27 protein-coding genes are annotated in these 24,013 nt (G+C 63.8%); 24 read left to right on the top strand and 3 right to left on the bottom strand.

Going from position 1 to position 24,013, the window contains the following annotated elements; translation table 11 throughout:
- Positions 1 to 26 precede the first annotated feature (26 nt).
- Positions 27 to 1,082, bottom strand: coding sequence for a 23S rRNA (cytidine(2498)-2'-O)-methyltransferase RlmM (gene rlmM, locus QYS36_RS06660; protein ID WP_308838732.1), 1,056 nt, complete (start codon positions 1,080 to 1,082; stop codon positions 27 to 29).
- Between the two features lie 242 nt (positions 1,083 to 1,324).
- On the opposite strand from rlmM, the gene acnA reads away from it, so the two are divergent.
- From acnA to QYS36_RS06640, 4 genes are all read left to right on the top strand, one after another.
- Entirely contained in the window at positions 1,325 to 4,063 is a 2,739-nt protein-coding gene (acnA, locus tag QYS36_RS06655) for an aconitate hydratase AcnA (protein ID WP_308838731.1), read from the top strand.
- Between the two features lie 334 nt (positions 4,064 to 4,397).
- On the top strand, positions 4,398 to 5,963 hold the full coding sequence (locus QYS36_RS06650) for a PAS domain-containing methyl-accepting chemotaxis protein (RefSeq protein ID WP_308838730.1): 1,566 nt from the start codon (positions 4,398 to 4,400) through the stop codon (positions 5,961 to 5,963).
- A gap of 17 nt (positions 5,964 to 5,980) precedes the next feature.
- A complete protein-coding gene (locus tag QYS36_RS06645) occupies positions 5,981 to 6,304 on the top strand; it encodes a hypothetical protein (protein WP_179538564.1) in 324 nt (107 codons plus the stop codon).
- Between the two features lie 836 nt (positions 6,305 to 7,140).
- Positions 7,141 to 7,848, top strand: coding sequence for a hypothetical protein (locus QYS36_RS06640; RefSeq protein WP_308838729.1), 708 nt, complete (start codon positions 7,141 to 7,143; stop codon positions 7,846 to 7,848).
- Positions 7,849 to 7,882: 34 nt separating this feature from the next.
- On the opposite strand, the gene QYS36_RS06635 is transcribed toward QYS36_RS06640, so the two are convergent.
- Positions 7,883 to 8,143 carry a hypothetical protein gene (locus tag QYS36_RS06635; protein WP_308838957.1) on the bottom strand — a complete coding sequence of 87 codons (261 nt, stop codon included), beginning with the start codon at positions 8,141 to 8,143 and terminating at the stop codon, positions 7,883 to 7,885.
- On the opposite strand from QYS36_RS06635, the gene QYS36_RS06630 reads away from it, so the two are divergent.
- From QYS36_RS06630 to QYS36_RS06600, 7 genes are all read left to right on the top strand, one after another.
- Positions 8,072 to 8,275 (top strand): DinB family protein, encoded by a 204-nt coding sequence (locus QYS36_RS06630; RefSeq protein ID WP_308838728.1) that lies wholly within the window; start codon positions 8,072 to 8,074, stop codon positions 8,273 to 8,275. The genes QYS36_RS06635 and QYS36_RS06630 overlap by 72 nt on opposite strands.
- On the top strand, positions 8,272 to 8,610 hold the full coding sequence (locus QYS36_RS06625) for a DUF6966 domain-containing protein (protein WP_308838727.1): 339 nt from the start codon (positions 8,272 to 8,274) through the stop codon (positions 8,608 to 8,610). Before QYS36_RS06630 ends, QYS36_RS06625 begins: the two co-directional genes overlap by 4 nt.
- Positions 8,611 to 8,647: 37 nt before the next feature.
- Positions 8,648 to 8,974, top strand: coding sequence for a hypothetical protein (locus tag QYS36_RS06620; RefSeq protein WP_308838726.1), 327 nt, complete (start codon positions 8,648 to 8,650; stop codon positions 8,972 to 8,974).
- Positions 8,971 to 9,510, top strand: coding sequence for a GNAT family N-acetyltransferase (locus QYS36_RS06615; RefSeq protein ID WP_308838725.1), 540 nt, complete (start codon positions 8,971 to 8,973; stop codon positions 9,508 to 9,510). Before QYS36_RS06620 ends, QYS36_RS06615 begins: the two co-directional genes overlap by 4 nt.
- A 17-nt stretch (positions 9,511 to 9,527) precedes the next feature.
- Positions 9,528 to 9,956, top strand: a complete 429-nt coding sequence (locus QYS36_RS06610) for a GNAT family N-acetyltransferase (protein WP_308838724.1) — start codon at positions 9,528 to 9,530, stop codon at positions 9,954 to 9,956.
- A gap of 39 nt (positions 9,957 to 9,995) precedes the next feature.
- The gene (locus QYS36_RS06605; protein ID WP_308838723.1) at positions 9,996 to 10,157 is read left to right on the top strand and encodes a DUF2986 domain-containing protein; all 162 of its coding nucleotides are present in this window, start codon (positions 9,996 to 9,998) and stop codon (positions 10,155 to 10,157) included.
- Positions 10,158 to 10,250: 93 nt separating this feature from the next.
- Complete coding sequence (locus QYS36_RS06600; RefSeq protein ID WP_308838722.1) at positions 10,251 to 10,556, top strand: hypothetical protein; 306 nt, start codon at positions 10,251 to 10,253, stop codon at positions 10,554 to 10,556.
- 449 nt (positions 10,557 to 11,005) lie between these two features.
- Here the strand turns inward: QYS36_RS06600 and QYS36_RS06595 are convergent, their stop codons facing one another.
- Positions 11,006 to 11,689: an alpha/beta family hydrolase gene (locus tag QYS36_RS06595; protein ID WP_308838721.1), complete on the bottom strand. Its 684-nt coding sequence runs from the start codon at positions 11,687 to 11,689 to the stop codon at positions 11,006 to 11,008.
- 99 nt (positions 11,690 to 11,788) lie between these two features.
- On the opposite strand from QYS36_RS06595, the gene ccoN (QYS36_RS06590) reads away from it, so the two are divergent.
- The 13 genes from ccoN (QYS36_RS06590) to QYS36_RS06530 all read left to right on the top strand — a co-directional run bounded on the left by ccoN (QYS36_RS06590) (position 11,789) and on the right by QYS36_RS06530 (position 23,975).
- Entirely contained in the window at positions 11,789 to 13,228 is a 1,440-nt protein-coding gene (ccoN, locus tag QYS36_RS06590; RefSeq protein WP_192423396.1) for a cytochrome-c oxidase, cbb3-type subunit I, read from the top strand.
- Positions 13,228 to 13,836 (top strand): cytochrome-c oxidase, cbb3-type subunit II, encoded by a 609-nt coding sequence (ccoO, locus tag QYS36_RS06585; protein WP_308838720.1) that lies wholly within the window; start codon positions 13,228 to 13,230, stop codon positions 13,834 to 13,836. The genes ccoN (QYS36_RS06590) and ccoO (QYS36_RS06585) overlap by 1 nt, the downstream gene beginning before the upstream one ends.
- 4 nt (positions 13,837 to 13,840) lie before the next feature.
- The gene (locus tag QYS36_RS06580) at positions 13,841 to 14,026 is read left to right on the top strand and encodes a cbb3-type cytochrome c oxidase subunit 3 (RefSeq protein ID WP_308838719.1); all 186 of its coding nucleotides are present in this window, start codon (positions 13,841 to 13,843) and stop codon (positions 14,024 to 14,026) included.
- On the top strand, positions 14,023 to 14,952 hold the full coding sequence (gene ccoP / locus QYS36_RS06575; RefSeq protein ID WP_308838718.1) for a cytochrome-c oxidase, cbb3-type subunit III: 930 nt from the start codon (positions 14,023 to 14,025) through the stop codon (positions 14,950 to 14,952). The genes QYS36_RS06580 and ccoP (QYS36_RS06575) overlap by 4 nt, the downstream gene beginning before the upstream one ends.
- Before the next feature lie 304 nt (positions 14,953 to 15,256).
- On the top strand, positions 15,257 to 16,711 hold the full coding sequence (gene ccoN, locus QYS36_RS06570) for a cytochrome-c oxidase, cbb3-type subunit I (protein WP_308838717.1): 1,455 nt from the start codon (positions 15,257 to 15,259) through the stop codon (positions 16,709 to 16,711).
- Positions 16,708 to 17,316 carry a cytochrome-c oxidase, cbb3-type subunit II gene (gene ccoO / locus QYS36_RS06565; protein WP_308838716.1) on the top strand — a complete coding sequence of 203 codons (609 nt, stop codon included), beginning with the start codon at positions 16,708 to 16,710 and terminating at the stop codon, positions 17,314 to 17,316. Before ccoN (QYS36_RS06570) ends, ccoO (QYS36_RS06565) begins: the two co-directional genes overlap by 4 nt.
- A gap of 4 nt (positions 17,317 to 17,320) precedes the next feature.
- Positions 17,321 to 17,521, top strand: a complete 201-nt coding sequence (locus QYS36_RS06560; RefSeq protein ID WP_308838715.1) for a CcoQ/FixQ family Cbb3-type cytochrome c oxidase assembly chaperone — start codon at positions 17,321 to 17,323, stop codon at positions 17,519 to 17,521.
- A complete protein-coding gene (gene ccoP / locus QYS36_RS06555) occupies positions 17,518 to 18,465 on the top strand; it encodes a cytochrome-c oxidase, cbb3-type subunit III (protein ID WP_308838714.1) in 948 nt (315 codons plus the stop codon). The genes QYS36_RS06560 and ccoP (QYS36_RS06555) overlap by 4 nt, the downstream gene beginning before the upstream one ends.
- 180 nt (positions 18,466 to 18,645) lie before the next feature.
- On the top strand, positions 18,646 to 20,049 hold the full coding sequence (gene ccoG, locus QYS36_RS06550; RefSeq protein WP_308838713.1) for a cytochrome c oxidase accessory protein CcoG: 1,404 nt from the start codon (positions 18,646 to 18,648) through the stop codon (positions 20,047 to 20,049).
- Positions 20,050 to 20,154: 105 nt separating this feature from the next.
- Positions 20,155 to 20,661, top strand: a complete 507-nt coding sequence (locus QYS36_RS06545) for a FixH family protein (protein WP_308838712.1) — start codon at positions 20,155 to 20,157, stop codon at positions 20,659 to 20,661.
- Positions 20,661 to 23,099: a heavy metal translocating P-type ATPase gene (locus QYS36_RS06540; RefSeq protein ID WP_308838944.1), complete on the top strand. Its 2,439-nt coding sequence runs from the start codon at positions 20,661 to 20,663 to the stop codon at positions 23,097 to 23,099. The genes QYS36_RS06545 and QYS36_RS06540 overlap by 1 nt, the downstream gene beginning before the upstream one ends.
- The gene (gene ccoS / locus QYS36_RS06535; RefSeq protein ID WP_308838711.1) at positions 23,096 to 23,299 is read left to right on the top strand and encodes a cbb3-type cytochrome oxidase assembly protein CcoS; all 204 of its coding nucleotides are present in this window, start codon (positions 23,096 to 23,098) and stop codon (positions 23,297 to 23,299) included. The genes QYS36_RS06540 and ccoS overlap by 4 nt, the downstream gene beginning before the upstream one ends.
- On the top strand, positions 23,292 to 23,975 hold the full coding sequence (locus tag QYS36_RS06530) for a sulfite exporter TauE/SafE family protein (RefSeq protein WP_308838710.1): 684 nt from the start codon (positions 23,292 to 23,294) through the stop codon (positions 23,973 to 23,975). Before ccoS ends, QYS36_RS06530 begins: the two co-directional genes overlap by 8 nt.
- Positions 23,976 to 24,013 lie beyond the last annotated feature (38 nt).

Here is a 24,013-nt window from a genome sequence, read left to right as displayed (position 1 = left end):
AGCGATGGCGCACTTATCTAACCTGTTTACTTGCTCAGGCGGCGCAGGTGGCAGGTCACTTCCTCGCGGTCGTGGTACAGCTGCTTGCAGGCGATGCTCGCCTTGACCTTGCGCGCCGCCAGGCCTTCGGCGATGCGTTCGAGCAGGCGCTGCACCTCGGCATAGCGCTGCTTCATCGGCAACTTGAGATTGACCACCGCCTCGCGGCAATGTCCCTCGCCGATCCAGGTTTCCAGCAGCGCGGCGCTGCGTGCGGGCTTCTCGACGATGTCGCAGACCATCCAGTCCACCGGCTGCTTGGGTTTCCAGGTAAAGCCGTCGACCATCAGGTGCTTGACCAGGCCGGTGTCCATCAGGCTCTCGGCCATCGGGCCGTTGTCGATGGCAGTCACCAGCATGCCGCGGCGCACCAGTTGGTAAGTCCAGCCGCCCGGTGCGGCGCCCAGGTCGACGCCGGTCATCTCGTCCGACAGGCGCTCGTCCCACTGCTCGCGGGGGATGAAGGTGTGCCAGGCCTCTTCGAGTTTCAGGGTCGAGCGGCTGGGCGCCTCGCGGGGGAACTTGAGGCGCGGGATGCCCATCGGCCAGATCGCCGAATTGTTCGCCTCGGCCATGCCGAGGAACACCTCGCGGCCACTCTTGAAGGTCAGCAGCAGGCGCGGCGCGCGGGCGTTCTCCGCCAACCGGCCGGCAGCCATCAGGGCCTTGCGCAGCGGGCCTTCGAACTTCTTGCAGAAGCCGGACAGCTCCTTGCCATCGTTGGTGTCGAATACCTCCAGCCACAGGCTGCCGAAGGTCGGCAGCGGCGCCAGGTGTTCGAGCAACACGCTGATACGATCCTTCTCGGGCAATTCGATGAAGCTACCGCGCGCCCACTGGCGAATGAAGATCAACTGACTGAAGCGCAGCCCAGCCATCAGCCGCTCGGCGTCCGCCTCGTCACTGCAGATGAATTCGGCGCAGGCGCTATTGGGCTTGGCCTTGGCGTAACCGGGCACATCGAGGCGCGCCGCATGCTCGGAAATCTCCGAACACACCTCGTTCTCGAAGCCGGGGCGGCAGTGCAGTAACAAAGTCTTCATCAGGGCTCCTCTTTAGGCCGCGCATGATAGCGAAAACTGGAACCCGGGGCCTCTGCTCCCTGTCCAGAGAACAGCATCCCGGCATCGCCAGCTGCGCCGACGGACTATGCTCGACAGGCGCACCATCAGGCGACGGCTCACCGCACGCCACACGAGCCGGCCCAGGGAACACTCGCGCAGAGTCGCAGAAGCTCTGCCAAACCAGAACGGCTTGTACCGTGCAAGCCATAAGGAGATGCACGATGCCTTCCATCGATAGCCTGAACTGCCGCCGCACCCTCGAGGTGGACGGCAAATCCTACGATTACTTCAGCCTGCCGGACGCCGCCAAACAGCTGGGCGACATCGACAAGCTGCCGGTGTCGCTGAAAGTGCTGCTGGAAAACCTGCTGCGCTGGCAGGACGACAAGACCGTCACGCAAGATGATCTGCAGGCCATCAGCGACTGGCTGCACAAGCGCAGCTCCGACCGCGAGATCCAGTACCGCCCTGCCCGGGTGTTGATGCAGGACTTCACCGGCGTGCCGGCGGTGGTCGACCTGGCCGCCATGCGCGACGCCATGGCCAAGGCCGGCGGCGACCCGCAGAAGATCAACCCGCTGTCGCCGGTGGACCTGGTGATCGACCACTCGGTGATGGTCGACAAGTTCGCCAGCCCCGAGGCCTTTGGCGAGAACGTCGAGATCGAGATGCAGCGCAACGGCGAGCGCTATGCGTTCCTGCGCTGGGGCCAGAGCGCCTTCGACAACTTCAGCGTGGTGCCGCCGGGCACCGGCATCTGCCACCAGGTCAACCTGGAGTACCTGGGCCGCACCGTGTGGACCAAGGAAGAAGATGGCGTGACCTACGCCTACCCCGACACCCTGGTCGGCACCGACTCGCACACCACCATGATCAACGGCCTCGGCGTGCTCGGCTGGGGCGTCGGCGGCATCGAGGCGGAAGCGGCGATGCTTGGCCAGCCGGTGTCGATGCTGATCCCCGAGGTGATCGGTTTCAAGCTGACCGGCAAGCTCAAGGAAGGCATCACCGCCACCGACCTGGTGCTGACCGTCACCCAGATGCTGCGCAAGAAAGGCGTGGTCGGCAAATTCGTCGAGTTCTATGGCGACGGCCTGGCCGAACTGCCCCTGGCCGACCGCGCCACCATCGCCAACATGGCCCCGGAATACGGCGCCACCTGCGGCTTCTTCCCGGTCGATGAAATCACCCTGGACTACCTGCGCCTGTCCGGCCGCCCCAACGAGACCGTCAAGCTGGTCGAAGCCTATTCCAAGGCCCAGGGCATGTGGCGCCAGGCGGGCAGCGAGCCGGTGTTCACCGACACCCTGGAACTGGACATGGGCCAGGTGGAAGCCAGCCTGGCGGGCCCGAAACGCCCGCAGGACCGCGTCGCCCTGCCCCAGGTCGGCCAGGCCTTCGAGGACTTCCTCGGCCTGCAACTCAAGCCGCCGCGTAAAGAGGAAGGTCGCCTGGAAAGCGAAGGCGGCGGTGGCGTGGCCGTCGGCAACGCCGCGCAGAACGAAATCCACTACGAGATGGACGGCCATCGACACCCGATCAGCGACGGCGCCGTGGTGATCGCCGCGATCACCTCCTGCACCAACACCTCCAACCCGAGCGTGATGATGGCTGCCGGCCTGCTGGCCAAGAAGGCCGTGGAAAAAGGCCTGCAGCGCAAGCCTTGGGTCAAGAGTTCGCTGGCGCCGGGCTCCAAGGTGGTGACCGAATACTTCGCCGCTGCCGGGCTCACCGAATACCTCGACAAGCTGGGTTTCGACCTGGTCGGCTACGGCTGCACCACCTGCATCGGCAACTCCGGCCCACTGCCGGATCCCATCGAGAAAGCCATTCAGGAACATGACCTGACCGTCGCCTCGGTGCTGTCCGGCAACCGCAACTTCGAAGGCCGCGTGCACCCGTTGGTGAAAACCAACTGGCTGGCCTCGCCGCCCCTGGTGGTTGCCTACGCCCTGGCCGGCAGCGTGCGCATCAACATCGCCGAAGAGCCGCTGGGTGAAGACCATGACGGCAAGCCGGTGTACCTGCGCGATATCTGGCCGAGCCAGAAGGAAATCGCCGAGGCGGTGCAGAAGGTCAGTACCGCCATGTTCCGCAAGGAGTACGCCGAGGTGTTCGCCGGCGACGAGCAGTGGCAGGCCATCCAGGTGCCCGAAGCCGACACCTACACCTGGCAGAACGACTCCACCTACATCCAGCACCCACCGTTCTTCGAGGCCATCGACCAGGCGCCACCGGCGATCACCGATATCGCCAACGCACGCATCCTCGCGCTGCTCGGCGACTCGGTGACCACCGACCACATCTCCCCGGCCGGCAACATCAAGGCCGACAGCCCGGCGGGTCGCTACCTGCGCGAGCAGGGCGTGGAGCCGCGCGACTTCAACTCCTACGGTTCGCGCCGGGGCAACCACCAAGTGATGATGCGCGGCACCTTCGCCAATATCCGCATCCGCAACGAGATGCTCGACGGCGAGGAAGGCGGTGTCACCCTGCACGTACCGAGCGGCGAGAAGTTGGCGATCTACGACGCCGCCATGCGCTACCAAGAGCAAGGCACCCCGCTGGTGGTGATCGCCGGCAAGGAATACGGCACCGGCTCCAGCCGCGACTGGGCGGCCAAGGGCACCAACCTGCTGGGCGTGAAAGCGGTGATCGCCGAGAGCTTCGAGCGCATCCACCGCTCCAACCTGGTGGGCATGGGCGTGCTGCCGCTGCAGTTCACCGACGGTGCGGATCGCAAGAGCCTGGGCCTGACCGGCAAGGAAACCCTGGCGATCAAGGGCCTGGACGGCGTCGAGGTGCGCCCGCACATGCCGCTGACGCTGGAGATCACCCGCGAAGACGGCAAGCAGCAAAGCGTCGAGCTGCTCTGCCGTATCGACACCCTCAACGAGGTCGAGTACTTCAAGGCCGGCGGCATCCTGCACTACGTGCTGCGCCAGCTGATCGCCGGCTGACGATCACCCGCGCGGTGTCGCTTCTGGCGGCACTGCGCAGGCCTCTCCGTAGCCCGGGTCGAGCGCAGCGACACCCGGGTTTCTTTTATGTCTGCTACACCCCCCTACCAACGGACTGCCGCTTTACCGGCGTCAAAATGTGACGAACCTCGAATATTGGTTACACTGCAGCCCTGCCACGCGTAAGCGATAACCAAAAAAAGCGTTGCCTGTAGGATCGGCCGACTCAGCTGCAACGGGTCCAGGCCCAAGGCCATGGTCTGTAGGCACCGCGACGCGTCGCCAGCCTGCCCTAGCTCCCACCAGGCATCGCACTGACATCAGGGTAGATGCCATGCGTAACAACCAGCCCATCACCGGTAACGAGCGGACTTTCCCGGCGCAGCAGCGCCTGATCTCGACCACCGACCTCAAGGGCCAGATCACCTACTGCAACGATGCCTTCGTCGAGATCAGCGGCTTTTCCCGCGACGAGCTGATCCGCGCGCCGCACAACCTGGTGCGCCACCCGGACGTGCCACCCGCGGTGTTCGCCCATATGTGGGAAACCCTGAAAGCCGGCCGCCCGTGGATGGGCATCGTCAAGAACCGCTGCAAGAGCGGCGACCACTACTGGGTCAACGCCTACGTGGTGCCAGTACTGGATGACGGCAAGGTCACCGGCTACGAGTCGGTGCGCAGCAAACCCACCGCCGAGCAGGTGCAGCGCGCCCAGGCCCTCTACTCGCGTATCAATGCCGGCAAGGCCGCCATCCCCAACCGTGACCGCTGGCTGCCGGTGCTGCAGAACTGGCTGCCATTCATTCTGGTCAGCCAGGTCGGTTTCCTGGTTGGCGCCTGGCTGGACAGCACCTGGGGCTTCGCCGCCGCCGCCGCGCTGTCGATTCCCCTCGGCCTGCTCGGCCTGGCGTGGCAGAGCCGCGGTACCAAGCGCCTGCTGCAACTGGCCGAACAAACGACGTCCGACCCGCTGATCGCGCAGATGTACACGGATAACCGTGGCGTCGAAGGCCGCCTGGAACTGTCCATCCTCAGCCAGGAAGCACGCCTGAAAACCTGCCTCACCCGCCTGCAGGACAGCGCCGAAAACCTCGCCAAACAAGCCAAGCAGGCCGACGTGCTGGCTCATAACAGCTCCGCCGGGTTGCAGCGCCAGCGCGAGGAGACCGACCAGGTCGCCACCGCCGTCAATGAAATGGCCGCCACCACCCTGGAAGTGGCCAACAACGTGGCGCGCACCGCCATCGCCACCCAGGAGGCCAACCGCCTGACCCAGGAAGGCCGCACCATCGCCAGTGAAACCCGCGAAGCGATCCAGCGCCTGTCCCTGTCGGTGGGGGAAACCGGCGAAGCCGTCACCCGCCTCGCCCAGGACAGCAACGAAATCGGCGGCGTGGTCGACGTGATCAAGGGCATCGCCGACCAGACCAACCTGCTGGCCCTCAACGCCGCCATCGAAGCCGCCCGCGCCGGCGAAATGGGCCGCGGCTTCGCCGTGGTCGCCGACGAAGTCCGCTCCCTGGCGCAACGCACCGCCGAATCCACCGGCCAGATCCACGCCCTGATCGCCAAACTGCAACGCACCGCCGACGAAGCCGTGCTGACCATGGACATCGGCCGCAAACAGGCCGACGAAGGCGTCGAACGCGTGCAACAGGCCGACCAAGCCCTGGCCGGCATCAGCGATGCGGTCGCCAACATCAACGAAATGGCCGACCAGATCGCCGCCGCCGCCGAAGAACAAAGCGCCGTGGCCGACGAAATCAGCCGCAATATCACCACCATCGCCCAACTCTCCGACCAGACGGCGGGCGAGGCACAGAGCACGGCGCTGTTGAGTGAAGAACTGACCAGTACGGCGCAGGGGCAGTATTCGTTGGTGGCGCGGTTTAATCGGTAGGCAATTGAGCGCAATTCATGAGCAGTATATCGAGCGATTCACTCCATGAAGTGCTAGAGACGATCAAAAATATTTCATCTGTAGATGTTGCTGAGGCGATGGCAAGCTTTAACCGGCATGGAATAGTCTCTGACACCGTGATGGACTATACACGCGTGGTGTATGAGCACGGTGAGGATCAGCTTTGTCGAAAGTTAAACGAGGTTGGGTTTTCGGGAGAGGTCAAGGTCGTAGGCAAATACATTGTTCATGAGGGCAATGCCTACGCCGTCTATGATCCTACTATTTATACTGCTGACGAGGCCTTGAGTTGGCTTGAGGATCATTACAGAAATGCCTAACCAGGGCAGGTACAGCGACGCCCACTACATCGCGTCTTCAGCTTCATTCCGTGCGTGCGCATGCTGCCAGCGTTAGCGGAATTTCACCTAGAGGACTCAGTCGTGAATAAGAAAGGGATTTTTGAGTCATTAATCTATCTGGACAAAGCAAGTAGGGTGGACGACGCTCTTTTCATCCACCATTGCACTCTGAATTGGTGGACGGATAAAGCGTCGTCCACCCTACTAAGCTGAAGTGCTTCTGGGACGGTTCGGTATCGGCGCATATACAGAAAATCGAAGCCAGCGGCCCCGCAGCCTAACAATTGGCTCAGGTCGTTCGCTCCGCTCACTCGGGACCGGCGAAGCCGACCCCTTAGCCAAACGTTAGCTGCCATGACCCCAGAATCCGTACTCGCTAAAAACTTCGCATCGTGCGATGAATACGAAGACACATCATTTACAGGACAGCTTCACGAAAAACAGCATTGGTCTATGGATAAGTATTGGGAATTAGAGTGGGCACTGTACGAACTCGTCGGCAGTAGATCACCTGACATACAGTGGCGTACGTTCCGAATATTTAGCTACACTCTACTTTCTATTAGCTGTCATTTTGACAAAAGAGATAGCTACAGGTTTAAGAATTTAAAACGTACCGAGGTGTATGAAGTTAGAGAGCGATTCATGTTGGTTTTCGAAGGTTTCTTCAAAGGGCAAATGCCAGGCACAGACTGCTTTGAAGCCGCAAACCCGCTAGTAGGCCAAAACTGCTAACAATGCGCTCAAATCGTTCGTTTCGCTCACTGGGATGGGCTAAAGCCTGCCCCTTAGCTTAATCAGTTAGGGTTGCAAAAATGAATATTCTTCAGAAGGAATCCCCTGCAGATATTCAAGCCAAATTCGATGCCATTAACAAAGACATCGTGCGCATCATTGAGAAGGGGCACGCAGAACTCACGACGATAATCTCAGGAAATATATCGTTTCGCTACGTAATAAGCGCACCCCTGGATGTACTTACGGACTTTGAACGCGCTCAGTCTTTTTGCTTCGTCACGAAGTATGAATCATTACCTACAGTAGATAGCGTAAATATCGCAGAGCACAAAGGCAGATACTTCCCAAACAACATCGACGATATTAAGCATGTGTTAAATGAGTATCGCCCGATCATCCAGAACCAGGGGGACTCCGTCCACTATCAGAACATTCACGCTTGGTGCCATAAGAAACTTGGTGCCGACCCAACAAGATATCTTTCCATTACCGTTCAACACGAGAATGGCAAAGATATAACGACCGAATTCAGGGCCAGTCTCGCGGAGAGAGTTCGGGCAGTTCGAAAAATCTTAGCTGAATGCGAGTTTGGCTACATTTACAACGGAATTCTTCAACACTCTGACCATCAGTACACGGAGCGCTTATGGAAAGAATACATTAACGGCGAACTAAATTACGTCCTTATAAAGCACGCAACAATTCTGGGTGAAATAAAAGATCTCCTAAATTGGCACTACCGACTCTTTAATACACTTACCTTTCCCAAAATGGGTTCGCTGTAGCCCTAACAAATATTCAAACCGTCCGGTCTTATCGTTACGCTCCGCGTGGTAACGCACTGGCAGCAAGTAGGGTGGATGACGCTCTTTTCATCCACCATTGCACTCTGAAATTGGTGGACGGATGAAGCGTCGTCCACCCTACTAAGCTGAGTACCTTGAAGGCCTTGAACCTGCGCAATTTCAGGAGCCTATTCGCTTTGTTTTCGTGGATGGCAAGCAGGGCATGCTGAACCGTGAAGTAGCGATCTTCCATCTGGTCAACCACGGCACCTATCATCGCGGCGCCATCAGCCATGCTCTTGACCTGGCTGACAGCACCGGCCCGCCGATACCTACACGGTGTTTATCCATGGGACGGAGCCTCAACGTGGAAACGCCTGAGGCATACTCCTCGTTCGATACAGACCCACAACCCGGCGCACCATGACCAATCCGCAAACCCAGCTGAACGAACTAATCGTTCACCTTGAAGCGCTCACCGAGATTCTCGCCCTCGACCCCGATAGCCACTGGGGCACGCATTTCCGCAATTGCCTGGCGACTGCCCGAGCGCTGGCGGGCAGCCGTTACGATGGGGATGAGCTGACCGGCCTGGCGTGTTCGGTGATGTCCGTTTACGGCGGCATGGGCAGCTTCAACGATTACGCGCCGTGGCAAAATGGCCGCTTCATTGTCGGCATGGAGTCGTTGGATGAGGCCTCGAACCGCGTCTATATGGCGGCCCGGGCGATAAGGTTGCGCAACGCCACCGATGTCGACTGACATCACGCGTACACCACAGCAGAGATCACCTGAATCGATGTCCAGCACTACCCTATCCGACCTCTTCCAGCCTGATCCCAGCCAGTGGGGTCTGCGGGGCGATCCCTATCTGTGGCGGGAAATGAGCGAGGCGCTGGCCGCCTTGCCGCTTCCGCGAAGCGAAGCGCAGCTGGCCGAAATTCTAGATGCCACCTTCGAGCGCCTGGTTGGCTTGTCGCCATACGCGGAGCAGTCGTCCGTATTCGTCGAGCGGCACGCCCATGGCGGCATGTCGTCGGGTGGAATCAGCCTGGTCTTCTGGCGCGAGAAGGCCTTGCCGTTGTTGTTGGCACGCTACCTCACCGCACAGGGCGACCAGCCGTGAAGGAACTCGATGGCACGCTCGTGCTGATGACCGAGCGCCTGCTGGTGCGGCGCTGGGTGCCTGATGACGTGGAGCCGCTGCTGCGGATCTACGGCGATGCCGAGGCCATGCGTTGGGTCGGTGATGGCGTGGCGCTGACGCCGCAACAGGCGGCCAACTGGCTCGACGTGACGGCGAACAACTACCGGCAGCGCGGCTACGGCATGTACGCGGTGACCTTGCGCGACGGCGGCGCGGTGATCGGCTTCTGCGGGCTGGTGCACCCCGATGATCAGGACAAACCCGAGGTGAAGTACGCCTTCGCCCGCGAGCACTGGGGCCATGGCTATGCCAGCGAAGTGGTGTGCGCCCTGCTACCCTACGCGGCCCGGCAGCTGGGCCTGACGCAGATCATCGCCACCGTCGCGCCGGACAATGCCGCTTCCCGGCGGGTGCTGAGCAAGGCTGGCATGACGCTTATCGACACCTTGCCAGAAGACGGCGGCAGCCAGACACTGCTGCTGAGCTGGCACACGCCAGCTGTAGCACTGCAGTGATTTCAGGAATTTCTCCCATGACCGAAAACGCCACCGCCTACTCCATCCTGCACGCCATCCCGTCGGTGGAGACCTACCGCCATCTGCGCACTGCAGCCGGGCTGAGCGCCAAGACCGTCGAGGCGGCAAGCCGTGGTTTACCCAACAGCCTGTTCGCCGTGCAGATCCTCTGCGCTGGCGAGCCTGTCGGCATGGGCCGGGTGATCGGTGACGGCGGCGCGTTCTATCAGGTGGTGGATATCGCCGTGCTGCCGGCCCATCAAGGGCGTGGCCTGGGCAAGCAGATCATGGCCGCAATCAGCGATTACATCGCTCGCGAAGTGCCAGAATCGGCGTACGTCAGTTTGATCGCCGACGGTGAGGCGTATCGCCTCTATCAGCAGTTCGGCTTTGCGCTGACGGCACCGGCAAGCCAGGGCATGGGGCTGACCAAAAACGCAGGCTGAGCCACACACCAAACCACCGATCGAGACGCAGGTAGCACCATGAATCGCCGCAAGAAGATCAAGCAGTTGCTGGAGGCCCACGCGAAAAAGGCCAACGCCAAGCTGGCACCGAAAAGCAGCAAGCCCAAATACATCAGCAAGGCCGACAGGGCGAAGCTGGAAGCCGAGGCAGCCGAAAGCCCGACCAGCACAACCGAGTAACCTCAAACTGCTTCATTTGTTTTCCACCAGGCACATGACGGTGTAACTGACGCCAAACTGGCAACGGCCACCCGATAACAAGGACGCCCTGCCATGGATCAGAACGCTTACAACCGCCTGCGCCATCATGTGGACTTCCTGCAGTCGCTGCTTGGCGTACTGGTGATCGCGCTGTTCGTGCTGGTGATCTTCGGCGCCCCTGACGCCGTGGTGATCGGCTTGGCCGTGATCATTGCCGGCGGCCTGCTCAACCTGTATCGCCAGCATCAGTTGCTGGTGCGTTACAGCTGCCCCCGCTGTCGAAAAACGCCCCATCATAGGTTCGACGAACGCGCTGGTGACTACCATGACCCGGCGACCGCGAACTGCCTGCATTGTGGCCAGAGGTTGATGCAATAGCGCTCTTTACGGGATCAGGGCGCCGACGCAGCGACTCCTGTTCCACTCCTTGGTCAGCCCGTAGGGTGGATGGCGCTTTTTTCATCCACCGTTGCGATTGCAGAGCGGTGGACGGGTGAAGCGTCGTCCACCCTACAAACTAAAGCCCCTCCTACAAAACTGGCAGAGCCCGATGTCCACTCCTGCCTTTTGATCGTTCCCACGCTCCGCGTGGGTACTATCCGAATGATCTTTCAGCTCAGGTTCCGATTCGGGCAGCTAAGTGGCGGAAGCGGACATCGGTGCAGTACCTGTGGGAGCGGGCCATGCCCGCGATTCGCGCGCATGGCGCGCTCCCACAATGGATCGTTGAGCAGCCGCTAGTAGTGCGGTGGACGGGTGAAGCGTCGTCCACCCTACGAGGGGGCTGCTTCTGCCTTGTAGCTGCCGCTTCATCTACATAGGGATCGTTAACAGGTTCTAAGAAACGCCGCGACCGCATCCGCCGCCGCCTCCAGGTGCTGCTCGTGACTGTAGCCGGACACCTTCAACGGTTTGAGGTCGTGGTCGCCTGCCGTCAGCCAGCACAGTTCGATGGCCGCCGATAGCTGATACCCGGCCACGGTGTGGCGGTCGCCCATGGTGTCGCGCTCGCCCTGCACGATCAGGGTCGGCGTTTTCAGGTCGGCCAGGTGCGCCGTGCGGGGTTTGTCGGCCTTGCCGATGGCGTGGAAGGGGTAGCCCAGGCAGACCAGGCCGTCAGCATCCAGTTCGTCGGCCAGCAGACTGGCCATGCGCCCGCCCATGGACTTGCCGCCAATGGCCAGCGGCCCGGTGACCTGCTGTCGCACGGCGGCATGCACGCCGCGCCAGCAGTCGAGCAGTTTGGCCTGGGGGTTGGGCGGGCGCTTCTTGCCGTCCTGGCGGCGTGCGGCCATGTAGGCGAACTCGAAGCGCACCACCGTTACGCCACGGGCGGCGAGCTTGCCTGCCATCAGGTTCATGAAGTCGCTGTCCATCGGCGCGCCGGCACCGTGGGCGAGGATCAGCGTGGCCAGGCTGGTGCCCGTCGGCCGATCCCAGCGCAGCGCTGCTGCCGGGCTTTCCTGTGCCTGTTGACCGGCGTCAATACCGCTTCGCTGCCCTTCTCGCATGCTTGCCTCGCTCATAAAAAAGCCCTTTTTCGTGTACGGATTTATCCGTGCGCGGGGGCTGCAGATGATCTGCCCATAACCGTGGATGGAAACCCAGACATGAACACAACAACCAGTTCCGCCTATAACTACAAGGTGGTTCGCCAATTCGCCATCATGACGGTGGTGTGGGGCATAGTCGGGATGGGGCTCGGCGTGCTTATCGCAGCGCAGCTCGCCTGGCCGTGGCTCAACTTCGACCTGCCGTGGACCAGCTTCGGCCGCCTGCGGCCCCTGCACACCAACGCGGTGATCTTCGCCTTTGGCGGCTGCGCCCTGTTCGCCACCAGCTACTATGCCGTACAGCGCACCTCCCAGGCCACGCTGTTCGCGCCCAAGCTGGCGGCGTTCACCTTCTGGGGCTGGCAACTGGTGATCCTGCTGGCGGCCATCACCCTGCCGCTGGGTTACACCAGCAGCAAGGAATACGCCGAGCTGGAATGGCCGATCGACATCCTGATCACCATCGTCTGGGTCAGCTACGCGATCGTGTTCTTCGGCACCATCATCAAGCGCAACGTCAGCCACATTTATGTCGGCAACTGGTTCTTCGGCGGGTTCATCCTCACCGTGGCGCTGCTGCATGTGGTCAACAACTTGGAAGTGCCGGTGAGCATGACCAAGTCCTACTCGCTGTACGCCGGTGCCACCGACGCGATGATCCAGTGGTGGTACGGCCACAACGCGGTGGGCTTCTTCCTGACCGCGGGCTTCCTGGGCATGATGTACTACTTCGTGCCCAAGCAGGCCGGGCGCCCGGTGTACTCCTATCGCCTGTCCATCGTGCACTTCTGGGCACTGATCACCCTGTACATCTGGGCCGGCCCGCACCACCTGCACTACACCGCTCTGCCGGACTGGGCGCAGAGCCTGGGCATGGTGATGTCGCTGGTGCTGTTGGCGCCGAGCTGGGGCGGCATGATCAACGGCATGATGACCCTCTCGGGCGCCTGGCATAAGTTGCGCACCGACCCGATCCTGCGCTTTCTGGTGGTGTCCCTGGCGTTCTACGGCATGTCGACCTTCGAAGGCCCGATGATGGCCATCAAGACCGTCAACGCCCTTTCCCACTACACCGACTGGACCATCGGCCACGTGCACGCCGGCGCCCTCGGCTGGGTCGCCATGGTGTCGATCGGCTCGCTGTACCACATGATTCCCAAGGTGTTCGGCCGCGAGCAGATGCACAGCATCGGCCTGATCAACGCGCACTTCTGGCTCGCCACCATCGGCACCGTGCTGTACATCGCCTCGATGTGGGTCAACGGCATCGCCCAGGGCCTGATGTGGCGCGCGGTGAACAGCGACGGCACGCTCACCTACTCCTTCGTCGAGGCACTGGAGGCCAGCCACCCCGGCTTCGTGGTGCGGGTGATCGGCGGCGCGATCTTCTTCACCGGCATGCTGCTGATGGCCTGGAACACCTGGCAGACCGTGCGCGCCAGCAAGCCGGAAGAAATCGAAGCTGCCGCCCTGTATTCGGTTGAGGGAGCCCACTGATGAAACACGAAATCGTCGAAAAGAACGTCGGCCTGATGGCCCTGCTGATGGTGTTCGCCGTCAGCATCGGCGGGCTGACGCAGATCGTCCCGCTGTTCTTCCAGGACGTGGTCAACGAGCCGGTCGCCGGCATGCAGCCCTACACCGCGCTGCAGCTCGAAGGCCGCGACGTGTACATCAAGGAAGGCTGCGTGGGCTGCCATTCGCAGATGATCCGCCCGTTCCGCGCCGAGACCGAGCGCTACGGCCACTACTCGGTGGCTGGCGAGAGCGTGTGGGACCACCCCTTCCTGTGGGGCTCCAAGCGCACCGGCCCGGATCTGGCCCGGGTCGGCGGCCGCTACTCGGACGAGTGGCACCGTGCGCACCTCTACAACCCGCGCAACGTGGTGCCGGAGTCGAAAATGCCCTCCTACCCCTGGCTGGTCGAGAACGTGCTGGATGGCAAGGACACCCCGGCCAAGCTCAAGGCCATGCAGTTTCTCGGCGTGCCCTACACGGATGACGACATCGCCGGCGCCAGCGCCGCGGTGAAGGGCAAGACCGAGATGGACGCCCTGGTCGCCTACCTGCAAGTGCTCGGCACTGCCTTGAAGAACAAGAGGTGATTCCATGCTTTTCGACTTTATCGACATCGGCATGCTGCGTGGCATCGGTACCGCCCTGGTACTGATCGCCTTCACCTGCGTGACGCTGTGGGCTTATAGCGGCAAACGCGCCAAGGCTTTCGACGATGCGGCCAACCTGCCCTTCGCCGATGAACCCAACAAAGCAGCAGTAAGGAAAGACACCCCATGAGCACGTTCTGGAGCTGGTACATCACGCTGCTGACCCTCGGCAGCCTGGTCGCGTTGTTCTGGCTGCTGTTCGCCACGCGCAAGGGGGAACGCAACAACACCACCGACCAGACCATGGGCCATTCCTTCGATGGCATCGAGGAATACGACAATCCCCTGCCGCGCTGGTGGTTCATGCTGTTTCTCGGCACGCTGATCTTCGCCGCCGGTTACCTGGCGCTGTATCCAGGCCTGGGCAACTTCAAGGGCCTGCTGCCGGGCTATGAAGACGGCTGGACGCAAGTCGCCCAGTGGCAGCGCGAGGTGGCCAAGGCCGACGCACAGTACGGGCCGATCTTCGCCAAGTACTCGGCCATGCCCCTGGAGCAGGTGGCCCAGGACGAGCAGGCGCTGAAGATGGGCGGCCGGCTGTTCGCCACCTACTGCTCGATCTGCCACGGCTCGGACGCCAAGGGCGCGGTGGGCTTTCCCAACCTGACCGACGCGAACTGGCGCTGGGGCGGCGATGCCGAGACCATCAAGACCACCATCCTCAACGGCCGCATCGGCGTGATGCCGGCCTGGGGCCAGGTGCTCGGTGATGACGGCGTGCGCAACGTCGCCGGCTACGTGCGCCATGAACTGGCGGGCCTGCCGCTGGCCGAGGGCAGCAACGTCGACCTGGAACAGGGCAAGCAGCTGTTCTCCACCACCTGCGTGGCCTGCCACGGCCCGGCGGGCACCGGCACGGCGGCCATGGGCGCACCGGACCTGACTCACCCGGGTGGCTGGATCTACGGCTCGAGCCTGGCGCAACTGCAGCAGACCATCCGCTATGGCCGCAACGGCCAGATGCCGGCCCAGGAGCCGTACCTGGGCAACGACAAGGTGCACCTGCTGGCTGCCTATGTGCTGAGTTTGAGCCGCAGCAAAGAAGCAGCCAAGTAACCATGTAGCCTGGCGTTGAGCGCAGCGATACCCAGGGGTAATCCCGGGTTTCGCTTCGCTCTACCCAGGCTACAAGTCCCATCGTCAATTCCATAGCCTGGCGTTGAGCGCAGCTAAACCCGGGAACCCATCCCCAATCCTTCCCCGCTCGCCCAAGCACCGCCGCAACGCCACTTGTGATAGCTGGCGGAACCCTTGCACCACATTTCCCACGCATTGCACCGCCCTTGCCGGTCGGGGATACTCGCGCCGCCTGAAATGCCTGTCGCCCCGCGGCAGCGCCCAGCCCAGCGTGGAACCCAGCATGAGCCCAGCAAGCAGCCCGGCTGCCTACAACTACAAGGTGGTGCGCCAGTTCGCGGTGATGACCGTGGTCTGGGGCGTGGTGGGCATGGCCTTGGGGGTGTTCATCGCCGCGCAGCTGGTGTGGCCGCAGTTGAATCTAGACCTGCCCTGGACCAGCTTCGGCCGCCTGCGCCCGCTGCATACCAATGCGGTGATCTTCGCCTTCGGCGGTTGCGCGCTGTTCGCCACCAGCTATTACGTGGTGCAGCGCACCTGCCAGGTGCGGCTGGTCTCCGACCGCCTGGCAGCCTTCACCTTCTGGGGCTGGCAGGCGGTGATCGTCGCCGCGGTGATCAGCCTGCCGCTGGGCTACACCAGCAGCAAGGAATACGCCGAGCTGGAATGGCCGATCGACATCCTGCTGGGCATCGTCTGGTTCGCCTATATCGGCGTGTTCTTCGGCACCCTGTTCAAGCGCCGTACCCGGCATATCTACGTGGCCAACTGGTTCTTCGGCGCGTTCATCCTGGTCACCGGCATGCTGCACCTGGTCAACAGCGCCGCCGTGCCGGTGAGCCCCTTCAAGTCCTACTCCGTGTATGCCGGCGCCACGGACGCGATGATCCAGTGGTGGTACGGCCACAACGCCGTAGGCTTCTTCCTGACCACCGGTTTCCTGGGAATGATGTATTACTTCGTGCCCAAGCAGGCCAACCGGCCGATCTACTCGTACCGGCTGTCGATCGTGCACTTCTGGGCGCTGATCACCCTGTACATCTGGGCCGGCCCGCACCACCTGCACTACACCGCCCTGCCGGACTGGGCGCAGAGCCTGGGCATGGTGATGTCGATCATCCTCCTGGCGCCGAGCTGGGGCGGCATGATCAACGGCATGATGACCCTCTCCGGCGCCTGGCATAAGTTGCGCACCGACCCGATCCTGCGCTTTCTGGTGGTGTCCCTGGCGTTCTACGGCATGTCGACCTTCGAGGGGCCGATGATGGCCATCAAGACCGTCAATGCGCTGTCGCACTACACCGACTGGACCATCGGCCACGTGCACGCCGGCGCCCTGGGCTGGGTGGCGATGATCACCTTCGGCGCGCTGTATCACCTGATCCCCCGGGTGTTCGGCCGCGAGCAGATGCACAGCCTGGCGGCGATCCACCTGCACTTCTGGCTCGCCACCATCGGCACCGTGCTGTACATCGTCGCCATGTGGGTCAACGGCATCACCCAGGGCCTGATGTGGCGTGCGGTGCATGAGGACGGCACGCTCACCTATTCCTTTATCGAGTCGGTAGCGGCCAGCCATTGGGGCTACGTGGTGCGCATGATCGGCGGCGCAATCTTCTTCGCCGGCATGCTGCTGATGGCCTGGAACACCTGGCGCACCATTCGCGCCGCCCAGCCGGCCGACTATGAGGCCAACGCGCGGATCCCCGTGACGCAACCTGGGGAGGCCGGCCGATGAAGCACGACCTGATCGAAAAGAACCTCGGCCTGATGACCCTGCTGATGGTCATCGCCGTGAGCATCGGCGGCCTCACCCAGATCGTGCCGCTGTTCTTCCAGGATGTGGTCAACGAGCCGGTGGCCGGCATGCAGCCCTACACCGCGCTGCAGCTCGAGGGCCGCGACATCTATATCCGCGAAGGCTGCGTGGGCTGCCATTCGCAGATGATCCGCCCGTTCCGCGCCGAGACCGAGCGCTACGGCCATTATTCGGTGGCGGGTGAAAGCGTGTGGGATCACCCCTTCCTGTGGGGCTCCAAGCGCACCGGCCCGGACCTGGCGCGGATCGGCGGGCGCTACCCGGACGAGTGGCACCGCGTGCACCTGATCAACCCGCGCGACCTGGTGCCGGAGTCGAAGATGCCCGCTTACCCCTGGCTGGCCGAGCGCAAACTCGACGGCGCCCTCAGCGCCGAGAAGCTCAGGGTGATGCAGGGTTTCGGCGTTCCCTACAGCGACGACGAGATCGCGGGAGCCCGTGAAGCTGTAGAAGGCAAGAGCGAGCTGGATGCACTGATCGCCTACCTGCAGGTGCTCGGCACCGCGATCCACAACAAGCGGTGACACCATGCCAGCCTTTTTGACCGACATCGGCACCATCCGCGGCATCGGCACCGCGGTGGTGTTCATCGCCTTCGTCGCCGTGGTGCTCTGGGCCTACAGCAACAAGCGCAAATCCAGCTTCGACGAAGCGGCCAACCTGCCCTTCGCCGACGAAGCGGATAGCGCCAGCCCGCGTGACGAGAAGGCTGGGGACGATAAACCGTGAGCACCTTCTGGAGCCTGTTCATCGCCCTGGCCACCCTCGGCACGCTGCTGGGCCTGACCTGGCTGCTGATCGCCACCCGCAAGGGCCAGCGCCCGGAGGACAGCGAGCAAACCACCGGGCACAGCTTCGACGGCATCGAGGAATATGACAATCCGCTGCCGCGCTGGTGGTTCCTGCTGTTTCTCGGCACCCTGGCATTCGCCTTCGGCTACCTGCTGCTCTACCCCGGGCTGGGCAACTTCAAGGGCCTGCTGCCGGGTTATGACGGGGGCTGGACCCAGGTCGGCCAATGGCAGCGCGAAATGGCCGCCGCCGACGCACGCTACGGGCCGCTGTTCGCCGGCTACGCGGCCACGCCCCTTGGCGAGCTGGCCAAAGACGAACAGGCGCTGAAAATCGGCGGCCGCCTGTTCGCCAACAATTGCGCGGTGTGCCACGGCGCCGATGCCAAGGGCGCCTTCGGTTTCCCCAACCTGACCGATGATGACTGGCTGTACGGCGGCGCCCCCGAAACCATCAAGACCTCCATCATGCAGGGCCGCCAGGGCGCGATGCCGGCCTGGCAGGCCATTCTCGGCGACGACGGCGTACGCGACGTGACCGGCTACGTGCGCAGCCTCTCGGGCCTCGAAAACCCAGCGGACATAGCCGTGGATATGAACCAGGGCAAACAGCTTTACGCCAGCAACTGCGCCATGTGCCACGGCCCCGATGGCAAGGGGATGCAGGTGCTCGGCGCGCCGAACCTGACCGACAAGGTATGGCTGTACGGTTCCAGCTTCGCCCAGGTGCAGCAGACCATTCGCTTCGGGCGCAGCGGCCAGATGCCGGCGCAGGCGGAGTTTCTCGGCAACGACAAGGTGCACCTGCTGGCGGCTTACGTGTACAGCCTGTCGCAGCGGGAAAAGGCCCCAGCGCCGCCGGAAAACCGGGAGAAAGATTGAGTGCACTGACCTGGGTCAGGACGGCTTCGCCATGCCGGGCCTAGCATGGCCCTGCACCTACCCTGCGACGGGTAGCCGCAAGCCCGATCCGGCACGGCGGCGTACCATCGGCGCAGCGAATGATCGCGACCGGCACGTATCGGTCGCGGCAGGCCCGACCAACCGTTGTGGTAGCCCTCGATGAGCCAACAGATTCCCGTCAAGAACGTCACGCCGCCTAGCGAGACCATCGACCTCTATGCCAGTCGCGAGAAGATCCACACCCGCGCGTTCAGCGGTTTCTACCGCAACCTGCGGCGTGCTGGCGGGGCCCTGTTGTTCATCCTCTACTTCGGCACCGTGTGGCTGAACTGGAACGGCCACCAGGCGGTGTGGTGGAACCTGCCGGAGCGCAAGTTCCACATCTTCGGCGCCACCTACTGGCCCCAGGATTTCGTGCTGCTTTCGGCGCTGTTGATCATCGCTGCCTTCGGGCTGTTCTTCATCACCGTGTTCGCCGGCCGGGTATGGTGCGGCTACACCTGCCCGCAGAGCGTGTTCACCTGGATCTTCATGTGGGCGGAGAAGGTCACCGAGGGCGACCGCAACCAGCGCATGAAGCTGGAAAAGGCGCCGATGAGTGCCAACAAATTCGTTCGCCGCTTCGCCAAGCACAGCATCTGGCTGGGCGTTTCCCTGGCCACCGCACTGACCTTCGTAGGCTACTTCGCGCCGATCCGCGAGCTGCTCGCCGAGCTGGTCACCTTCGAGGCCAGCGGCTGGGCGCTGTTCTGGATCGCCTTCTTCACCCTCGCCACCTACGGCAATGCCGGCTGGCTGCGCGAGCAGGTGTGCATCCACATGTGCCCCTATGCGCGCTTCCAGAGCGTGATGTTCGACCAGGACACCCTGATCGTTTCCTATGACCCGCGCCGTGGCGAAGCCCGCGGCCCACGCAAGAAAAGCGCCGACTACCAGGCCCAGGGCCTGGGCGATTGCATCGACTGCACCCTGTGCGTGCAGGTGTGCCCGACCGGCATCGACATCCGCGACGGCCTGCAGATCGAATGCATCGGCTGCGCCGCGTGCATCGACGCCTGCGACGCGATCATGGACAAGATGAACTATCCGCGCGGGCTGATCAGCTACACCACCGAACACAACCTCTCGGGGCAGCAGACCCGCCTGCTGCGCCCCCGGCTGATCGGCTACGCCATCGCCCTGCTGGCCATGCTGGCGGTGTTCGCCTGGGCGGTGAGCAACCGCCCGCTGGTCGAGCTGGACGTGCTCAAGGATCGGGTACTCTACCGCGAGAACGAGCTGGGCCGGATCGAGAACGTCTACACCCTGAAGATCATGAACAAGGCCCAGCAGGACGTCGTCTACCGCATCGACGCCGACGGCCTGGACGGCCTGGTCTACGAAGGCCGCCGCGAAGTGCGCGCGCTGGCCGGCGAGGTGCTGGCGATCCCGGTGGAGCTGTCCATCGATGCCGAGAAGCTGCCCTCGAGCACCAACGAGATCACCTTCCATATCCGCGCCACCGACGACGCCAGCATCCACAACGACGCCAGCAGCCGCTTTATCGGCCCGAGCGTGAGATAGACGAAGGCCGCTGGGCTTCGCGGATCGCTGCCCGGCCCACCCTACCGAGTTACAACTGTAGGGTGGGCTTCAGCCCACCAAATCGAATGAAAGAGCAGGCCAACCATGAACGAAGACCTCCAACCCGCCCCCTGGTACAAGCAGTTCTGGCCCTGGTTCCTGATCGCCCTGCTCGGCTACTCGGTGATCCAGGGGCTGACCCTGCTGACCATCGCCACACGCAACCCGCCGGGGCTGATCTCCGACGACTATTACGACGTCGGCAAGGGCATCAACCAGTCCCTGGAGCGCGAGAACCTGGCGCTGCGCCTGAAGCTGCAGGCGACGCTGGATCTGGATGACGAACGCGGCATCGCCGAGCTGCAACTGCATGGTGCCAGCGCGCCCGCACAACTGGTGCTCAGCCTGGTGTCGCCGACCCAGCCGGAGCGCGATCGCCGCGTGGTGCTGCAGCAGCAAGGCCAGGGCCTGTACCGCGGCAACCTGCAGGACAGCGTGCAAGGCCGGCGCTTCGTCGAGCTGATCGGCCAGGAAGGCGGCCAGGACTGGCGCCTGTTCGAGGAAGAAACCCTGCAACCCGGCAAGCGCATTCAACTCGGGGATCAACGCTGATCGACACCTCGCTTGCCACCGGCGCGCCACTCGAGCGCAGCAGCCCGGCACCTTGCTACCACTGCGGCCTGCCAGTCCCGGCGGGCAGCCGCTTCACGGCCGTGGTGCTGGGCCAATCGCGCGCGCTGTGCTGCCCGGGCTGCCAGGCGGTGGCCGAAACCATCGTGCAGAGTGGCCTGGAGCACTACTACAGCCACCGCAGCGAAACGGCCAACAACCCCCAACAGTTGCCCCAGGCGCTGCCCGACGAGCTGGCCCTGTATGACCGCCGCGACGTGCAGCAGCCCTTCGTCGAACAGCAGGGCGAGTCGAGCGAAACCAGCCTGCTGATCGAGGGCATCAGCTGCGCGGCCTGTGGCTGGCTGATCGAGAAACACCTCAATGCCCTGCCCGGCGTGGCCGAGGCGCACCTGAACCTGTCCAACCATCGCCTGCGGGTACGCTGGAACGCCAGCGTCCTTCCCCTGAGCGGGCTGCTCGGCGAGGTGCGCCGCATCGGCTACGCCGCCCACCCCTGGCAGGCGGATGCCGCCGCCGAGCAACTGACCCGGGAAAACCGCCGCGCCATGCGCCAGCTGGGTGTGGCCGGGCTGCTGTGGATGCAGGTGATGATGGCCAGCATGGCCACCTGGCCGGAGTTCAACGTCGACCTGAGCCCGGAGCTGGACAGCATCCTGCGCTGGGTCAGCCTGTTTCTCACCACGCCCATCGTCTTCTACTGCTGCGGCCAGTTCTTTCGCGGTGCCCTGCGTGACCTGCGCACCCGCCACCTGAGCATGGACGTATCGGTATCACTGGCCATCGGCGGCGCCTATGGAGCAGGCATCTGGTCGACGGTCAGCGGGCATGGCGAGCTGTATTTCGATGCCGTGGGCATGTTCGCCCTGTTCCTGCTCAGCGGTCGCTACCTGGAGCGCCGCGCCCGGGAACGCACCGCCGCTGCCACCGCGCAACTGGTCAAGTTGCTGCCGGCCTCGTGCCTGCGCCTGGATAAGTGGGGCCACAGCCAGCGCATCCTGCTCAGTGAGCTGCGCGTCGGCGACAGCGTGCTGGTGCCGCCCGGTGCGCTGCTGCCGGCCGACGGCCAGGTGCTGGCTGGACAGTCCAGCGTCGATGAGTCGCTGCTCACCGGCGAATACCTGCCACAACCCCGCACGGTCGGCGATGGCGTGACCGCGGGTACCCTCAATGTCGAAGGGCCGCTGACCGTCGAGGTGCAGGCGCTGGGCGACGCTACCCGGCTGTCGGCCATCGTCCGTCTGCTGGAGCGGGCGCAGGGCGAGAAGCCGCGCCTGGCCGAGATCGCCGACCGGGTGGCGCAGTGGTTCCTGCTGATCGTGCTGGTGGTGGCGGCCATCGTCGGCCTGGTGTGGTGGCAGCTCGATGCCTCGCGGGCATTCTGGGTGGTGCTCGCCCTGCTCGTCGCCACCTGCCCCTGCGCCCTCGCCCTGGCCACGCCCACCGCCCTGACCACCGCCACCGGCACCCTGCACAAGCTCGGCATGCTGCTGACCCGCGGCCACGTGCTCGAAGGCCTGGAGCAGATCGACACGCTGATCGTCGACAAGACCGGCACCCTCACCGAAGGCCGCCTGACCCTGCGCGCCGTGCACCCGCTCGGCGCACTGGATGGCGATACCTGCCTGGCCCTGGCCGCCGCGCTGGAAAGCCAGTCGGAACACCCGATCGCCCGCGCCTTCGGTCGCGCCACGGCGCGGGTCGAGGCGCTGCAGAACGTGCCGGGCCTGGGCCTTGAAGCTGTGGTCGAGGGGCGTCGCCTGCGTATCGGCCAGGCCGGGTTCGTCAGCGCGCTGAGCGGCTGCCCTGCGCCCACCCTCTCCGGCGAACAGGGCCAATGGTTGCTGCTCGGTGACGAACAAGGGCCGCTGGCCTGGTTCGTACTCGACGACCGCCTGCGTGACGATGCGCCGGCCCTGGTCGAGGCGGCGCGCGGGCGTGGCTGGCAGATCCTGCTGCTCAGCGGCGACAGCTCGCCCATGGTCGGCGAGGTGGCCCGCCAGCTGGGTATCGAGCAGGCCCGCGGCGGGCTGCCCCCGGATGCCAAGCTGGCCATCCTGCGCGACCTGCAGGCGCGAGGCCGCCGCGTGCTGATGCTCGGTGACGGCGTCAACGACGTGCCGGTACTCGCTGGTGCCGATATCAGCGTGGCCATGGGCTCGGCCTCCGACCTGGCGAAGACCAGCGCCGATGCCGTATTGCTCTCCAACCGCCTCACCAGCCTGGTCGATGCCTTGGGCCTGGCGCGTCGCACCCGCACCATCATCATCGAGAACCTGGCCTGGGCCGGGCTGTACAATGGCCTGGTGCTGCCCTTCGCCGCCCTGGGCTGGATCACCCCGATCTGGGCTGCGTTGGGCATGTCGCTCAGCTCATTGTTGGTGGTACTCAACGCACTGCGCCTGGGGAAAGCACCATGACCGCCCTGTATATCCTGATTCCCGTTGCCCTGCTGCTGGTCGCCTTCGCCGTGTGGCTGTTCTTCTGGGCGGTGGACAGCGGCCAGTACGACGACCTCGACAGCCCGGCGCACCGCATCCTCTTCGATGACGACGACCCGCGCCATCAGGCGGCGGTGAAACAGGCCAAGCACGAGCCCGCCGGCAAAGACCATGACTGACCTGCTGCCGCAACTGATCTCCGCGCTGATCCTCGGCCTGCTCGGTGGCGGCCATTGCCTGGGCATGTGCGGCGGGCTGATGGGCGCGCTGAGCCTGGCCATTCCAGCCGAGCGACGCCATCAGCGCCTGCGCCTGCTGGTCGCCTACAACGCCGGGCGTATTCTCAGTTACACGGCAGCCGGCCTGCTGCTCGGCCTGGCCGGCTGGGCCCTGGCCAGCGGCCCGCTGGCCACCGTGCTGCGCAGCATCGCCGGGCTGCTGCTGATCGCCATGGGCCTGTATCTGGCCGGCTGGTGGAGCGGCCTGACACGCATCGAAGCGCTGGGCCGCGGCCTCTGGCGCCACCTGCAGCCGATCACCCGACGCTTTATGCCGATCACCAGCCTGCCCCGCGCCATGATTCTCGGCGGTCTGTGGGGCTGGCTACCTTGTGGGCTGGTGTACAGCACCCTGCTGTGGGCGGCGAGCCAGGGTGATGCCCTGCGCAGCGCCGCGCTGATGTTCGCCTTCGGCCTCGGCACCCTGCCGGTGCTGCTGGCCACCGGGCTGGCGGCCGAGCGCCTGGTCGGCCTGCTGCGCAAGCGTGGCGTGCGTGTCGCCGGCGGGTTGCTGGTGATGCTGTTCGGCCTGTGGACGCTGCCCGGGCCGCACCAGCACTGGCTGATGGGGCACTGACGCCCGTCTTTTGTAGCCTGGGTCGAGCGCAGCGACAC

It is taken from the genome of Pseudomonas sp. G34, from assembly GCF_031119625.1.
In the GTDB taxonomy this organism is placed as follows: Bacteria; Pseudomonadota; Gammaproteobacteria; order Pseudomonadales; family Pseudomonadaceae; genus Aquipseudomonas.
This window is presented reverse-complemented; position numbering and strand designations above follow the sequence as displayed.